Origin of the sequence: Roseovarius sp. D0-M9 (genome assembly GCF_037083805.1) — a bacterium.
In the GTDB taxonomy this organism is placed as follows: Bacteria; Pseudomonadota; Alphaproteobacteria; order Rhodobacterales; family Rhodobacteraceae; genus Roseovarius.
In genome coordinates this window covers 18788-33000 of the sequence record NZ_JBAPKZ010000025.1, presented here as the reverse complement: position 1 = coordinate 33000, position 14213 = coordinate 18788, and the positions used below count along the sequence as shown (strand labels likewise).

13 protein-coding genes are annotated in these 14213 nt (G+C 63.6%); 11 read left to right on the top strand and 2 right to left on the bottom strand.

Annotated elements, in window-relative coordinates; all coding sequences use genetic code 11:
- Positions 1–8: 8 nt before the first annotated feature.
- From V8352_RS15440 to phoB, 11 genes are all read left to right on the top strand, one after another.
- A complete protein-coding gene (locus V8352_RS15440; RefSeq protein ID WP_336425194.1) occupies positions 9–1361 on the top strand; it encodes an NAD(P)/FAD-dependent oxidoreductase in 1353 nt (450 codons plus the stop codon).
- A 74-nt stretch (positions 1362–1435) separates the two neighbouring features.
- Positions 1436–2488: an ABC transporter substrate-binding protein gene (locus V8352_RS15435; protein WP_336425193.1), complete on the top strand. Its 1053-nt coding sequence runs from the start codon at positions 1436–1438 to the stop codon at positions 2486–2488.
- Between the two features lie 81 nt (positions 2489–2569).
- Positions 2570–3652 (top strand): ABC transporter ATP-binding protein, encoded by a 1083-nt coding sequence (locus V8352_RS15430; protein ID WP_336425192.1) that lies wholly within the window; start codon positions 2570–2572, stop codon positions 3650–3652.
- Positions 3653–4561: an ABC transporter permease gene (locus V8352_RS15425; protein ID WP_336425191.1), complete on the top strand. Its 909-nt coding sequence runs from the start codon at positions 3653–3655 to the stop codon at positions 4559–4561.
- Positions 4561–5379 carry an ABC transporter permease gene (locus V8352_RS15420; protein WP_336425190.1) on the top strand — a complete coding sequence of 273 codons (819 nt, stop codon included), beginning with the start codon at positions 4561–4563 and terminating at the stop codon, positions 5377–5379. Before V8352_RS15425 ends, V8352_RS15420 begins: the two co-directional genes overlap by 1 nt.
- A gap of 5 nt (positions 5380–5384) precedes the next feature.
- Positions 5385–6986, top strand: a complete 1602-nt coding sequence (locus V8352_RS15415; RefSeq protein WP_336425189.1) for a GMC family oxidoreductase — start codon at positions 5385–5387, stop codon at positions 6984–6986.
- Positions 6987–6992: 6 nt separating this feature from the next.
- A complete protein-coding gene (locus tag V8352_RS15410; RefSeq protein ID WP_336425188.1) occupies positions 6993–8096 on the top strand; it encodes a mandelate racemase/muconate lactonizing enzyme family protein in 1104 nt (367 codons plus the stop codon).
- Positions 8097–8119: 23 nt separating this feature from the next.
- The gene (locus V8352_RS15405; protein ID WP_336425187.1) at positions 8120–8479 is read left to right on the top strand and encodes a cupin domain-containing protein; all 360 of its coding nucleotides are present in this window, start codon (positions 8120–8122) and stop codon (positions 8477–8479) included.
- 99 nt (positions 8480–8578) lie between these two features.
- Positions 8579–9613 (top strand): ATP-binding protein, encoded by a 1035-nt coding sequence (locus V8352_RS15400; RefSeq protein WP_336425186.1) that lies wholly within the window; start codon positions 8579–8581, stop codon positions 9611–9613.
- Positions 9614–9855: 242 nt separating this feature from the next.
- The gene (gene phoU, locus V8352_RS15395; RefSeq protein WP_336425185.1) at positions 9856–10569 is read left to right on the top strand and encodes a phosphate signaling complex protein PhoU; all 714 of its coding nucleotides are present in this window, start codon (positions 9856–9858) and stop codon (positions 10567–10569) included.
- Positions 10566–11267, top strand: a complete 702-nt coding sequence (phoB, locus tag V8352_RS15390; protein ID WP_442971044.1) for a phosphate regulon transcriptional regulator PhoB — start codon at positions 10566–10568, stop codon at positions 11265–11267. The genes phoU and phoB overlap by 4 nt, the downstream gene beginning before the upstream one ends.
- 6 nt (positions 11268–11273) lie before the next feature.
- On the opposite strand, the gene V8352_RS15385 is transcribed toward phoB, so the two are convergent.
- The gene (locus V8352_RS15385; RefSeq protein ID WP_336425184.1) at positions 11274–13451 is read right to left on the bottom strand and encodes an alpha-ketoacid dehydrogenase subunit alpha/beta; all 2178 of its coding nucleotides are present in this window, start codon (positions 13449–13451) and stop codon (positions 11274–11276) included.
- Between the two features lie 18 nt (positions 13452–13469).
- On the bottom strand, positions 13470–14213 hold the full coding sequence (locus V8352_RS15380) for an SDR family NAD(P)-dependent oxidoreductase (protein WP_336425183.1): 744 nt from the start codon (positions 14211–14213) through the stop codon (positions 13470–13472).

Here is a 14213-nt window from a genome sequence, read left to right as displayed (position 1 = left end):
ATGCGGGTATGACCACGGCACGGCAGATCGGTCCCGGCGGCAATGCGAATCTATGGGCGCCAGACTGGTCCGACACGTCCTATTGGCTGGACGGCGTGAGCGCGCCAGAGGTGCCGCAAGGATCGCTGCCGCCCGAGGTGGACGTGGTCGTCATCGGCTCGGGTTATACGGGTCTAAATGCGGCGATAGAGACGGCGCGGGGCGGGCGCAGCACGCTGGTTCTGGAGGCGGGCGCGCCGGGCATGGGATGCTCGACCCGCAATGGCGGGCAGATCAGCACCTCGATCAAGCCGACGCTGTCGAAACTGGCGGCGCGGCACGGACAGGCGCGCGCCGAAGCGATTCGCGCCGAGGGGCGCGCGGCGCTGGCCTGGATCGAAGAGCGCATCCGCACAGAGGACATCGACTGCGATTTCCGGCGCGCGGGGCGGTTTCACGCCGCGCATACCCCCGCCGCCTACGAGGGGCTGGCCCGTGATGCCGAGGTGCTGCGCCGCACCGAAGGGATCGAAGTCGAGATGGTTACGAAGGCCGAGCAGCGGCGCGAGCTGGGCACGGATGCCTATCATGGCGCGGCGCTGTTTGCGCAGCACGGGGCGCTGCATCCGGCGAAATATCTGCACGGTCTGCTGCGCACCGCCATGGAGGCGGGCGCGCAGGTGATGGGCCATACGCCGGCCGAGGCGATAGCCTCGGGGCAGGGGGGGCATCTTGTGCGCACGCCGCGCGGCACCGTCCGGGCGCGCGACGTGATCGTCGCGACCAACGGCTATACCACGGGCACCACCCCATGGCAGCAACGGCGCGTCATTCCCATCGGCAGTTACGTCATCGCGACAGAGCCGCTGGAAAAGGATCTGATGGATCGCCTTTTCCCGACCGACCGCATCGCCAGTGATACCTGCAAGGTGGTCTATTATTACCGCGCCTCGCCGGACCGTACACGCATCCTCTTTGGGGGGCGGGTGTCGGCGGGCGAGACAGATACGACCATCAGCGGCCCGCGTCTGCACCATGATATGTGCAACATCTTTCCCGAGCTGCGCGGCACGCGCATCAGCCATAGCTGGATGGGCACGGTTGCCTATACCTTTGACGAGCTGGCACATTGTGGCACACATGACGGGGTGCATTACGCGATGGGCTATTGCGGGTCGGGGGTGTCGATGGCGTCCTACCTGGGTATGCGCATGGGTCAAAAGGTGCAGGGGCTGGCTGAGGGGCGTACCGCCTTCGACGATCTGCCCTTTCCGACGCGGCCTTTCTATACCGGGCGTCCATGGTTCCTGCCTGCCGCCGTCGCATGGTATCGTTGGCGCGATGCGCGGCAGAGGCATCAGGCGCAGGCACTGCCCGGATAGGGCACGACCTGCACCACAATCAATCCAAAAGGTCACCGGCTGAACCGGGGCCATCATCAACAGAGGAGATAGAGATGAAAAAGAAACTGACACTGACGGCTGCGGGCCTGATGGCCACCACGGCCATTGCGCAGGTCGCATGGGCGCAAGGCCAGGAATTGACCGTGGCAAGCTGGGGTGGCTCCTATCAGGAGGCGCAGAGCAAGGCGCTCTTTGAGCCTTATGAGGAAAAGACCGGCAACACCGTCAAGCAAGAGACCTATGGCGGCATGTCGGACGTGCGCCTTCAGGTGTCCTCGGGGCAGGTGACGCTGGATGTGGTTGCCAGCGGATCGGGGTCGGCGGCACGCGCCGGGGCCGAGGGCCTGCTGGAGCCGCTGGACTATGACGTGATCGACGTCAGCAGTTTCCCCGATGCGTTCTATAGCGAATACTGCGTCGGCGGCGACGTATTTTCGGTCGTCCCCGCGTTCAGCACCGCCAAGTTCGGCGAAGATGGGCCGCGCGGCTGGGCCGATTTCTTTGATACCGAGAAATTCCCCGGATCGCGCGCCTATCGCGGCACCGTCTCGGGCGCGCTGGAGCCTGCGATGATGGCAATGGGCGTTGCGCCCGAGGATGTTTATTCGGAGCTGGACAGTGAGGAGGGGATCGAGCGTGCGCTGGACAAGATCCGCGAGCTGAAGCCGAATATCGCTGTCTTCTGGTCCTCGGGCGCGCAGCATGCGCAGCTGATGAAGGATGGCGAGGTGGATATGACGACCGGTTGGAACGGCCGTTTTGACAATGCCGCCGCCGATGGCGCCGAAGTGTCCTATTTCTTTGATCAGGGCCTGCTGGACTACGACTGCTTTGCCATCCCCAAGGGCGCGCCCAACAAGGATCTTGCGATGGAGTTCATCGCCGAGATTTCCAAGGCTGAGTATCAGGACGATCTGCCCAAATACATCACCTACGGGCCGACCAACTCGGACGCCTATGACACGGGTGAGATCAGCGAAAAGGTCGCCGCCAGCCTGCCGTCATCGCCCGAAAACATGGACAAGCAGCTGGCCATCTCGCTGGAGTGGTATACGGAGTGGGAGCAGATCGCAGCCGAGATGTATCAGGAAATGCTGACCGAGTAAGCAAGGCCGATACATGCAGGACTGACGCGCGGGCGGATCATCTGCCCGCGCGTCCAACCATAACCCAATGGGAGCGAGCAATTGACCAAACCTGAGGCCCTGCCGATCACCGTGCGCGGCGTGACCAAAACCTATGGCAGTATTCACGCGCTGGATGATGTATCGCTGGATGTGAAGAGCGGCGAGTTTTTGACCCTGCTGGGCCCTTCAGGGTCTGGCAAGACCACGCTCTTGATGGTGCTGGCCGGGTTCACGAGGCCCGATTGTGGTAGCCTGCGCTTTGGGGACCACGAGATGATCCGCACCGCGCCGCATCTGCGCGGCGTTGGCATGGTGTTTCAGAATTACGCGCTTTTCCCCCATATGACCGTGGCAGGCAACGTCGGCTACCCCTTGCGGCTGCGCAAGATGTCCAAGGGCGAGGCCAAGGACAGGATCGACCGCGCGCTGGAGCTGGTCCAACTGGAGGGTTACGGTGACCGCGGGATCGAGCAGCTGTCTGGAGGGCAGAAACAGCGTGTGGCGCTGGCGCGCTCCATCGTGTTTGAGCCGCGGATCTTGCTGATGGACGAGCCTTTGAGCGCGCTGGACAAGAAACTGCGCGATCGGATGCAGATCGAATTGCGCCACCTGCACGAAAAGCTTGGGATGACGACCGTCTACGTGACACACGACCAGCGCGAGGCGCTGACCATGTCCGACCGGATCGCCGTGGTGAACCACGGCAAGATCATGCAACTGGCCGAACCGCAGCACCTTTATGATCGGCCCGAGAATAAGTTTGTCGCGGATTTCATCGGCGATTCCAGCTTCCTTCCCGTGGCGCGGGACGGCAGCGGCGTCAAATTCGGAGATATGGCCGTGCAGATGGACGGCGCGGTGCCGCAATCGGACACGCTGCTCCTGATGGTGCGGCCTGAACGCGCGCAGCTGCTGACCGGTGAGGTGCCTGCCGATATGAATGTCTTCGACGCCAAGGTGATCGAGCTGGTCTATCAGGGCGAGAGTTATCTGCTCTATGCGACGCTGACAGACGGCAGCGAGATCGCTGTGCGCGGCGCGATCCGCGAGGGCACATTCGCGGCGCTGCCGCGCGCCGGGGACTCGGTAAAGCTGGGTCTGCACCGGGTGGATACGGTCGTCATCGCGGATGGGGGCAGTTAGATGGCCGTCACCGATATGCCCGCAGACACCCCAAGAGACATGCACGCCGCCGGCCTGCGCCGGGATGAGCGGATGGAGCGATGGAAGCTGTTCGGCCTCGGGTCGCCCGCGCTGCTGCTGGTGCTGGTGATCCTCGTGATTCCGGTGGGTTGGCTGTTCTATGTGTCCTTCGTCGGCGCCAACGGCAATTTCTCGCTGGAGAATTACGAGCGGATGATAACGCGCAAATCCTACGTGCGCATTTTCATCACCACCTTTCAGGTCAGTATCCTGACCACTGCGCTGTGTATCATGATCGGCTATCCGCTGGCCTATTTCATGTCGCAGTTGCCAACCAAATGGGCGAACCTGTGCCTTGTCACCGTGCTCTTGCCGTTCTGGACCTCGCTTCTGGTGCGGACCTACGCGTGGCTGGTTCTGCTCCAGAAACAGGGTCTGGTGAACCAATGGGCGATCAATATCGGCCTCTGGGACGAGCCGCTGAAATTCGTTCACAACATGACCGGCACGCTGATCGGGATGGTGCATATCATGCTGCCCTTCTTGATCCTGCCGGTTTATGGCGCGATGCGGGCCATCGACCGTGACTACCTCAAGGCGGCGTCGAACCTTGGGGCCAGCCCGAAACGCGCGTTCTGGACGGTGTTCTTTCCGCTGTCGACGCCGGGCCTGTTTGCTGGGTCGCTGATGGTGTTTGTGCTCTGCCTCGGGTTCTTTGTGACGCCCGCTGTGCTTGGCGGGGGGCGTGTCATCATGGTGTCGATGAAAATCGTCTCGAACATTGAACTTTTCGTGAATTGGGGCGCGGCCAGCGCGCTTGGCGTGGTCCTGTTGGTGATGACGGTCATCGTCTTGTGGATCGCGTCACGCTTCTTACGGCTGGAGCAGATGACAGGCGGGGGGCACTGATGCTGAAATGGTTCAACTCCCCCGCGTCAGACACGCAAGTGACGCATGGCCAGCGGATCTGGCTCTATGTCTTTTCGATCACGGCGATGGCCCTGTTGGTCATGCCGACGCTGATCGTGATCCCGATGTCTTTTTCGGATTCGCAGTATCTTGAATTCCCGCCCGAGGAATGGTCGCTGCGCTGGTACAGGAACTACTTCGGCTCGGACGAGTGGATGAATGCCACCTGGACATCGCTGAAAACGGCTGTGCTGACGATGTTTGTCGCCACCCCCATCGGCGTCTTGGCGGCCTACGCGCTGCACGCGTCCAAGCTGCCCTATATCCGGGCGGCCTTCGTCATGCTGATCACGCCGATGATGGTGCCTGTCGTGCTGATCGCGGTGGGCGCGTTCTATGCCTATGTGAAGCTTCAGATCCTATACACGATCACCGGGCTGGTGTTGGCCCATAGTCTGTTGGCGATCCCGCTGGTGGTGATCGTCACCGGATCGGCGCTGAAAGGCTTTGACATGAACCTCGAGCAGTCGGCCCGCAGTCTGGGTGCGCCGCGGTGGATGGCATTTCTGACGATAACGCTGCCGCAGATCAAATTTGCGGTGGTCACGTCGATGCTGTTGTCGTTCCTTGCCTCCTTTGACGAAGTTGTGATCGCCATGTTCATCTCGGGCGGGGACAACCCGACACTGACGCGTAACATGTTCAACGCCCTGCGCGATCAGATCGACCCGACGATCGCCGCGATCTCGACCATCATGGTCCTGATCACGACCGTGATGATGATCCTTGCATCGGTGTTTGGCCGTGATAAGCGCTGACCTCGATGGAACACTATGATTATATCGTGGTCGGCGCAGGATCGGCTGGGGCGGCGCTTGCCGCGCGCTTGGTTCAGCACGGCAAATCTGTGCTGCTGCTCGAGGCGGGCGGCACCGGGCGGCATCCTTGGGTCAATATTCCGCTGGGATATGGCAAGGTGTTCTACGATGAACGGTTCAACTGGAAATACTCGACCGAGGCAGAGCCGGAACTGAATGGGCGCCCCGTCTACTGGCCGCGCGGCAAGGTTCTGGGCGGCTCGTCTTCGATCAACGCGATGGTGTGGGTGCGCGGCCATCCCAACGACTATGCTGAATGGGGCGCCGCTGCGCCCGGCTGGGGCTGGGAGGATGTCGCGCCGGTGTTTCGCAGGCTCGAAAAGTGGACCGGCGGCGCAAATGATCACCGGGGCGGCGATGGCCCATTGAGCGTGACGGGCGTCGACAAGGCGATGCATCCTCTGACGCGTGCCTATCTCAAGGCCGCCGAAGAGGCGGGGATACCGACCAACGCCGACTACAACGGCGCGTCCCTCGAGGGCGCGTGTTTCTACCAGATCAGCACCAAGGGAGGGCGACGCGCCTCGACCGCGCAGGCGTATCTGAATGCGGCCCGCAAGCTGAAGAACCTGCGCATCGAAACGGGGGCGATTGCAACGCGCATCCTGATGGAGGGACGGCGCGCGACCGGCATAGAATATCGGCAGCGCGGCAAGACGCTGAGCGCTCATGGGACAGAGGTCATTCTGAGCGGCGGGGCGATCAACACGCCGCAGCTGATGATGCTGTCGGGCATCGGGCCAGCGGCGCATTTGCGCGAGCATGGCATCGAAGTGGTGCAGGACTCGCCCGCCGTGGGCCAGAACCTGATGGATCATCTGGGCAGCGATCACCTCTTTCGCACGCGGCAGCCCAGCCTCAACCAGGTGCTGCGCCCGTGGTGGGGCAAGGCGCTGGCCGGGCTGCAATATGTGCTGACGCAAAAGGGGCCGCTGGCGATGAGCCTCAATCAGGGCGGCGGGTTTATCCGGCTGGCTGAGGGGGAGGGGCCGCCCGATACCCAGCTTTATTTCTCGCCGCTCAGCTATTCGGGCGCGCCAACGGGCAAGCGCCCCTTGATGAGCCCCGATCCCTTTCCGGCGGTGCGCATCGGCTTTAACCCCGCCAAGCCCACCAGCAGGGGCAGCGTTTGCTTACGCAGCGCAGATCCCTTGGCGGCGCCGATCATGCGGGGTGGCTATCTGTCGACCGAGCATGACCGCGACCTTATGATAAAGGGCACGCGCGAGGTGCGGCGCATCGCGTCAATGCCGTCTCTGAGCCGCGTGATAGAGACTGAACTTGAACCTGGAGCCGAGTGCCAGAGCGATGACGAAATCCTCGATTTCGCGCGGCGCGACAGCTGGACCGTGTTTCATCAATGCGGCACCTGCCGGATGGGGCAGGATCCGGCCACCTCGGTTGTCGATCCGCAGTTGCGGGTGCATGGCATCGCCGGGCTACGCATCGCGGATGCGTCGATCTTTCCCACCATTCCCACAGGCAACACCAATGCCCCCGCCGTCATGGTGGGCGAGCGTGCGTTTGACCTGATTACCCAAGGATAGAGCCACATGAAGATCACCCGTATCGAAACATTCACCACCGAGTTCGTCGGCTTCGTGCGCCTTACCACCGAGGATGGCAGCATCGGCTGGGGGCAGGTATCGACCTATCATTCGGATATCACCTGCGCCGTGCTGCACCGTCAGGTGGCACCCCATGTGATGGGCCGCGATGCGAGCGATCTGGATGACCTGATGGATCTCGTGGTTGAGCGCGAGCATAAATTTCCCGGATCCTACCTGCGCCGGGCGATGGGCGGCGTCGATACAGCGATCTGGGATCTGCGTGGGCGGCGCGAGGGCAAATCGGTTGCTGAGCTTTTGGGCGGCACGCCGGGCCGCATCCGCGCCTATGCCAGCTCGATGAAGCGCGACATCACGCCAAAGGATGAGGCAGAGCGGATGAAGCGCCTGCGCGATGCCCACGGCTTTGACGCGTTCAAGGTGCGCGCGGGCGCCGAAGTGGGCCGGGGCCGTGACGAATGGCCGGGCCGCACCGAAGAGATCATTCGCACCATGCGCCGCGAAATGGGCCCCGATGCGGCCCTGTTGATCGACGCCAATAGCTGCTACGCGCCCAAGCAGGCCATCGAAGTGGGCCGGATGCTGGAGGATCACGGGTTTTCCCACTATGAGGAGCCGTGCCCCTATTGGGAGCTTGAGCAGACCGCCGAGGTGACTAAAGCGCTGGATATCGACGTGACCGGGGGCGAGCAGGATTGCGACCTGCCCACGTGGAAGCGGATGATCGACATGCGCGCGGTTGATATCGCGCAGCCCGACATTCTGTATCTGGGTGGCATCGCCCGCACGATGCGCGTCGTGCGCATGGCCGAGGCGGCGAATATGCCCGTCACACCCCATTGCGCGAACCTGTCTCTTGTCACGCTCTTTACGATGCATCTGCTGCGGGCGATCCCGAACGCGGGGAAATACCTGGAGTTCAGCATCGAGGGCGCGGATTACTATCCTTGGCAGGACGGGTTTTTCACCTCTGATCCCTACAAGATCGAGGACGGCCATGCCACGGTCACGGACGCCCCAGGCTGGGGCATCGAGGTGTCGCCAGATTGGCTGGCGCGCGCGCATTACAGGGTCTCAGCCGCAGGTTAGAGACGCAATTAGGAGAGACGGATATGATCAGCCTGGACAGCTTTAAGGATCTGGCGAATGTAGAGTTGGGCCCGTTCAAGCCCAAGCCGACCACCCTGACCGATGGCCAGACCGAGGCGGCAAGCCCCCTTTGGTCCTCGCCCGATGGTCTGACGAACGTCGGCGTCTGGGAATGCACGGAAGGCCGCTTTACCGCCGACCGCACCGCGGCGGGGGAGTATTGCCACATCATCAAGGGCCGCGCGACAGTGCGCAACGCGGATGGATCGAACCCGCGCGACATTGGCCCCGGTGATCTGCTGGTGCTGCCGCAGGGCTGGAAGGGCGAGTGGGAAATCCACGAACATATGCGCAAGCTCTATGTCATCAGCCCGTCACAGTGACTACCTACGTTTGAGAGCACCTTGATCGGCGTATGAGACGGCGATCAAGGGCAGCCCTGAAGAACTGGCGCTGGTGGACGGTGAGGGAAGACTGAGCGAATGACACCGATGACGCGCGCCCTTGTCGACGCCATTCCGATGCCTGCCCTGTTAATCGGGCCGGATATGCGCGTCCTCGCGGCTAATGCGGGGGCGGCGCAGGTTTTGGGCGATTCGGGCATTGGCGGGCATGTGGCGCGGGTGTTGCGGCAGCCCGCCGTGCTGGAGGCGATCGAGGCGTGCCGAAGTGGTGGGGCTCGGACCGAGGCGCAGTATATCGCAGATGATGCCGGGCAAGACGCGCATTTTGACGTGACCTGCGCGCAAGTCGAGGGGGCCGTTTTGGTCTGCCTTGCCGATGTCAGCCCGGCGATGCAGACGGACCGGATGCGCCGCGATTTCGTCGCCAACGTCAGCCATGAGTTGCGCACGCCGCTGACCGCCCTGTCGGGATTTATCGAGACGCTCATGGGCCCGGCGCGCGGCGATGTGACCGCGACGGACCGATTTCTGGGCATCATGCAGGGCGAGGCGGCGCGGATGGAGCGTCTGGTGCATGACCTGTTGTCGTTGAGCCGTGTCGAGGCGCAGCAGCGCCAGCGCCCCAAGACGCTCGTCGACCTGACGCGCGTCGTCCGGGGTGCGGTGGATGGGCTGTGCGGGGTGGCGCAAAAGGCGGGGATGCAGCTGTCTGCGGAGCTGGCTGATACGCCGGTGTGGGTGCAGGGCGATGCCGATCAGCTACGCCAGATTTGCATTAACCTGATCGAGAATGGCCTAAAATACGGCGGGCAAGGGGGCAGGGTTGATGTCACGCTTGGCGTCGAGGCGCATTACGCCGCGCTGCGCGGGCCTGCGGCGATCCTGTCGGTGCGTGATGACGGGCCGGGAATCGACCCGTTGCACATCCCTCGCCTGACCGAACGGTTCTATCGCATCGACAGCCACCGCTCGCGCCAGAAGGGCGGAACGGGCCTTGGCCTGGCCATCGTCAAGCATGTGGCGCAGCGCCATCGCGGGCGCCTCATCATCGAAAGCCAGCCGGGCAAGGGCTGCGAGTTTCGCGTTGCACTGCCTTGGGCCGAGGCCGAGTGACGGGATTGTGGCTGCGGCACACCCTGCGCTGATGGTTTCGCCGCAAATTCTATCCACATTTTGGCAATTGTCATCAAACTGTTACAAAACCTTTGCAAAGCCGTCGTCAGAGGGCGTTAGCACCCATTGGAACCATGCTGCCGTGCGACGGCAATCATTGAACCAAGAAGGGGCACTCCCGCCTTTCGCGAAACACCACAAGAGACACCACCGCACGAAACCGCACGGAATAGGAACAAGACATGAGCCAGCACATCACATCGGCATATGACCGCGATCTGGAATCGGTCGAGGTGCTCATCACCCGCATGGGCGGTCTGGTCGAGCAGGCGATTTTGAACGCTGCCAGCGCCCTTGAGGCGCAGGACGAAGAGGCCGCCCAAGAGGTGCGCAACGCCGACCGCGCCATCGACGCGCTTGAGGATCATCTGAACGAGGAGGCGGCGCGCATCATCGCGCTGCGCGCGCCGATGGGCGTCGATCTGCGCGCCATTCTGGGCGTCATCAAGATTTCGGGCAACCTTGAGCGGATCGGCGATTATGCCAAGAACATGGCCAAGCGGACCTCTGTCTTGGCCGGGATGCCGCCTGTCGAGGGTGGCACCGCCGCGCTGCGCCGCATGGCGCGCGAGGTGGGGCTCCAGCTCAAGGATGCGCTGGACGCGTATGTGCGCCGCGACGTGGAGCTGGCCCGCGAGGTGCTGCGCCGCGATGAGGATATCGACCAGATGTATAACGCGATCTTTCGCGAATTCCTGACCTTCATGCTGGAGGATCCGCGCAACATCACGCCTTGCATGCACTTGCATTTCATCGCCAAGAACACCGAGCGCATGGGCGATCACGTCACCGCAATCGCCGAGCAGGTGATCTATATGGCGACAGGCGCCCACCCGGACGAGGAACGCCCCAAGAACGACAGAACATCTGTCGATCTGGGCGTGCCCACCGCATGAGCCCGGCCGTGGCCAACGGGCGTCCCACCGTCCTTCTGGTCGAGGACGAGCCCGCGCAGCGCGAGATTCTGGCCTATAACCTTGAGGCGGGTGGCATCAACGTGGTGCAGGCCGGCGACGGGGAAGAGGCGCTGATGCTGGTGGCAGAGGGCATGCCGGATCTGATCCTGCTGGACTGGATGCTGCCCAATGTCTCGGGCATCGAGGTGTGCCGCCAGATCAAATCGCGCACAGCCACCCGCGCTGTTCCCATCATCATGCTTTCGGCGCGCACAGAAGAGGTCGACATGGTGCGCGGCCTCGATACCGGCGCCGATGATTACATGACCAAGCCCTATTCGCTGGCCGAGCTGATGGCGCGGGTGCAGGCGCAGCTGCGCCGGTCGCGCCCGGCGGCAGTCGGCTCGCGGCTGGAGTACGAGGATATTGTGCTGGATGGCGAGACGCACCGCGTAACGCGCGGCGGCACAGCGATCAAGCTGGGGCCGACCGAGTTCCGCCTGCTATCGACCTTCATGGAAAAGCCGGGCCGCGTGTTGAGCCGTGAACAGCTGTTGGACCGGGTCTGGGGCCGCGACATCCACGTCGACAGCCGCACCGTCGATGTGCATGTCGGGCGCCTGCGCAAGGCGTTGGGGCAGGGCGGCGAGGGCGATCCGATTCGCACCGTGCGCGGTGCGGGCTACGCGCTGGGATAGCGCGCCCTAAAGCGGCGCGCCCATGTCGGCCATCATCTGGCGCAACCCTGCCTCGATCTCGCGCGTGCCTGCGCTGGCGGCGGTTTCCAGAACCTTCGAGATGCTGGGCGAGGCCTCGGCCCCCGTCACGCGCGCGATCGGCTGGTCCAGCCAGTCAAAGACGCGGCGTTGCAGCGCGTCAGCCAGCCACCCGCCATAAGAGGTGCCTTGCGCGCCCTGCTCGACGATCAGAACATTGTTCGTCTTGCGGATCGACGCTTCGATCGTCTCCCAATCCAGGCCGGCACGGTCAAGGCTGCGCAGGTCGATCACCTCGGCGTCGATGCCCAGATCCTCGACCACTTGCCGCGTTTTCTCGACCATCGCCAGATAAGTCAGAACGGTCAGCTTGGTTCCGGGGCGGACGATGCGCGCCTTTCCCAGCGGAATGATGTAGTCGAAATCCTCGACTGGTGCGGTGCCTTTGGAATTGTAGAGCTCGACATGCTCCAGCACCAGCACCGGATCCCGGCACAGCAGCGCGGCGTTCATCAGGCCGACGTAATCAAAGGGCGTGGAAGGCGCGACGATGCGCCAGCCGGGCGCGGTGGCAAAGATGCCCGCTGGGTCCATCGAGTGCTGCGAGCCATAGCCCGTGCCGATGGCCACCTTGGTCCGCAAGACCAGCGGCATATCCGCATCGCCGCCGAACATATGGCGAAACTTGCCGATCTGGTTGAACACCTGATCAGCGGCGACCCACATGAAATCGGGATACATGAACTCGATGACCGGGCGCACGCGCCCATCAGCGGCCATGCCCGCCGCGATGCCGGTAAAGGCATTTTCGCTGATTGGGGTGCCGAGGATGCGGCCTGGATAGGCGTCTGACAGGCCGCGCGTCGCACCATTGGTGCCGCCTTTGAGGCGGTGAACATCCTCGCCCAGCACGATGATGCGGTCGTCCTGCGCCATGCGGCGATGCATGACATCAGCGACGGTATCGACGAATTTGGCCTCGTGCAGATCGCCGTCAAAGCTGTCTTGCTCGGCGGTGCGCACGCCGCCGAACTCGGATAGATCACCGCGCAGGCCCGCGTCGCGAAAGCCTTCTTCGGGCCAGAGGGCGGGGATGATGCGGGGGCGGCCCTCGTGCATCTCCATCAGTTCGCTCGCGACATCCTCCATCAGGGACACCGCGCGATCCCGCAGCGCGGTGATGTCATCCTCGCCCAGCACCTGACGCTCCATCAAGTTGCGGGCCATCGCGTCCAGCGGATCACGGGCGCGCCATTCTGCCTCCTCTTCCTTGTCGCGGTAGCCAAAGGCGCTGCCGGGCAGGGGGCCGTTCTGGTGGAAATACCGATAGAGATCGGCCTCGATCACCGTGGGGCCGTTTCCGCCGCGCATGATTTCGTTGGCGGCCAGTGACGCGTGATAGGCGGCCACCGGGTCCATCCCGTCGACCTTGAAGGCGGGGATGCCAAAGGCAAGGCCGCGCGACGACAGGCGCGGCTCGGCCGTGGATTCCTCGACCGTGGTCGAGACGGCATAGCGGTTATTCTCGATGAAAAAGCAGATGGGCAGCTTCCACGCCGCCGCGATGTTCATCGTTTCAAGGACCGATCCGATGTTCGTCGCGCCGTCACCGAAGTAGCTGTAGACGACGCGATCCGTGCCCGCATTGCGGTGCGCCCAAGCCGCGCCCGCCGCCATGGGCACGCCGCCGCCGACGATGGCGTTTGTTCCAAGGTTTCCGGCCTCTTCCCACCGCAGGTGCATCGAGCCGCCGCGCCCCCGGCAGAAGCCTTGGGCAAGGCCCATGATCTCGGCCATCGTGCGCTTGGACAGATCGCGGATATCGCTCGGGAACGCCTCGGTCGCGGAAATCACGCTGGCCACATGCCGCAGGGATTTCGCCAGAAACTGGTGATGCGCCCGATGCGAGCCGTTGATCTGATCGCCGTCCCCCAGCGTCATCGCAGAGCCGACCGCACCTCCCTCCTGCCCGACGGCAGAGTGGGCGGGGCCATGCACCAGCTGCTTGCCCGCAAGGTCCAGCACCTTTTCTTCGAATGCGCGGATCAGGTGTAGCTGCGCCAGTATTGTGCAGCCCGTCTCGGGGTCGATGGCGTTACGGTCGTCGTCGGTGACGGTGATCTCGCGCCAGGGGGCGAGGGGGGGGATGTCGCGGTATTCGGGCATGTATCTGGTCCTTTGCGGTCAGGCGACCATGTAGAGGCCGCCATTGACCTGTATCGTCTCGCCATTGACGAAACTGGCCGCATCGCTGGCGAGGAAGGCGGCGACACTGGCCACCTCCTGCGGCTGGCCGAGGCGGGCGAGGGGGGTGAGCTTCAACGTCTCATCGGCGCGGGTTTTCTTGAAATCGCCGATCATCGCGGTGTCGATGATACCCGGCGCGATGGCGTTGCAGCGGATACCGGGGGCCAGCTCTCGCGTCAGGCTGCGCATCAGCGCGCCGACCGCGCCCTTGGCGGCGGCGTAATGCGCGTTGGTCTGCGCGCCCCGATGCGGGGCGAGCGACGTCAGGAACACCAGCGCGCCGCCCGGCTTCAGATGCGGCACCGCGCGGCGGCAGACATAGAACACTCCGTCGAGGTTGATCGCCATGAGGCGGCGCCAATCCTCGTCTGTCATCTCGGCAAAGGGCTGCGCGGGGTAGATGCCCGCGCCGGGGATGAGAAAGTCGATCCCGCCAAAGCGCGCGGCGGCCAGACCGACCAGCGCTTGCGCGTCCTCGGGGCTGGCGGCGTCCCCCGCGAGGGTGGCGATGCGGCCCTCCCCGAGGTCATCGGCAAGCGCGCTCAGCGCCGCCTCATCCCGGTCGCCCAGCACCAGATTGGCGCCTGAGCGGTGGAAAAGCTCTGCGATGCAGCGCCCGATGCCGCCCGCCGCCCCGGTCAGGACCAGCGTGCGGTCCGTGAAATCGAAACTTGCGTTCAT

What these genes read in the sequence shown, in the direction of transcription:
- V8352_RS15385 (WP_336425184.1), bottom strand. Translation starts at nt 13,451, where the DNA reads ATGCCCGAATACCGCGACATCCCCCCCCTCGCCCCCTGGCGCGAGATC.
- V8352_RS15410 (WP_336425188.1), top strand. Translation starts at nt 6,993, where the DNA reads ATGAAGATCACCCGTATCGAAACATTCACCACCGAGTTCGTCGGCTTC.
- V8352_RS15420 (WP_336425190.1), top strand. Translation starts at nt 4,561, where the DNA reads ATGCTGAAATGGTTCAACTCCCCCGCGTCAGACACGCAAGTGACGCAT.
- V8352_RS15405 (WP_336425187.1), top strand. Translation starts at nt 8,120, where the DNA reads ATGATCAGCCTGGACAGCTTTAAGGATCTGGCGAATGTAGAGTTGGGC.
- V8352_RS15440 (WP_336425194.1), top strand. Translation starts at nt 9, where the DNA reads ATGACCACGGCACGGCAGATCGGTCCCGGCGGCAATGCGAATCTATGG.
- phoB (WP_442971044.1), top strand. Translation starts at nt 10,566, where the DNA reads ATGAGCCCGGCCGTGGCCAACGGGCGTCCCACCGTCCTTCTGGTCGAG.
- V8352_RS15435 (WP_336425193.1), top strand. Translation starts at nt 1,436, where the DNA reads ATGAAAAAGAAACTGACACTGACGGCTGCGGGCCTGATGGCCACCACG.
- V8352_RS15425 (WP_336425191.1), top strand. Translation starts at nt 3,653, where the DNA reads ATGGCCGTCACCGATATGCCCGCAGACACCCCAAGAGACATGCACGCC.
- V8352_RS15380 (WP_336425183.1), bottom strand. Translation starts at nt 14,213, where the DNA reads ATGAACGCAAGTTTCGATTTCACGGACCGCACGCTGGTCCTGACCGGG.
- V8352_RS15415 (WP_336425189.1), top strand. Translation starts at nt 5,385, where the DNA reads ATGGAACACTATGATTATATCGTGGTCGGCGCAGGATCGGCTGGGGCG.
- V8352_RS15400 (WP_336425186.1), top strand. Translation starts at nt 8,579, where the DNA reads ATGACACCGATGACGCGCGCCCTTGTCGACGCCATTCCGATGCCTGCC.
- phoU (WP_336425185.1), top strand. Translation starts at nt 9,856, where the DNA reads ATGAGCCAGCACATCACATCGGCATATGACCGCGATCTGGAATCGGTC.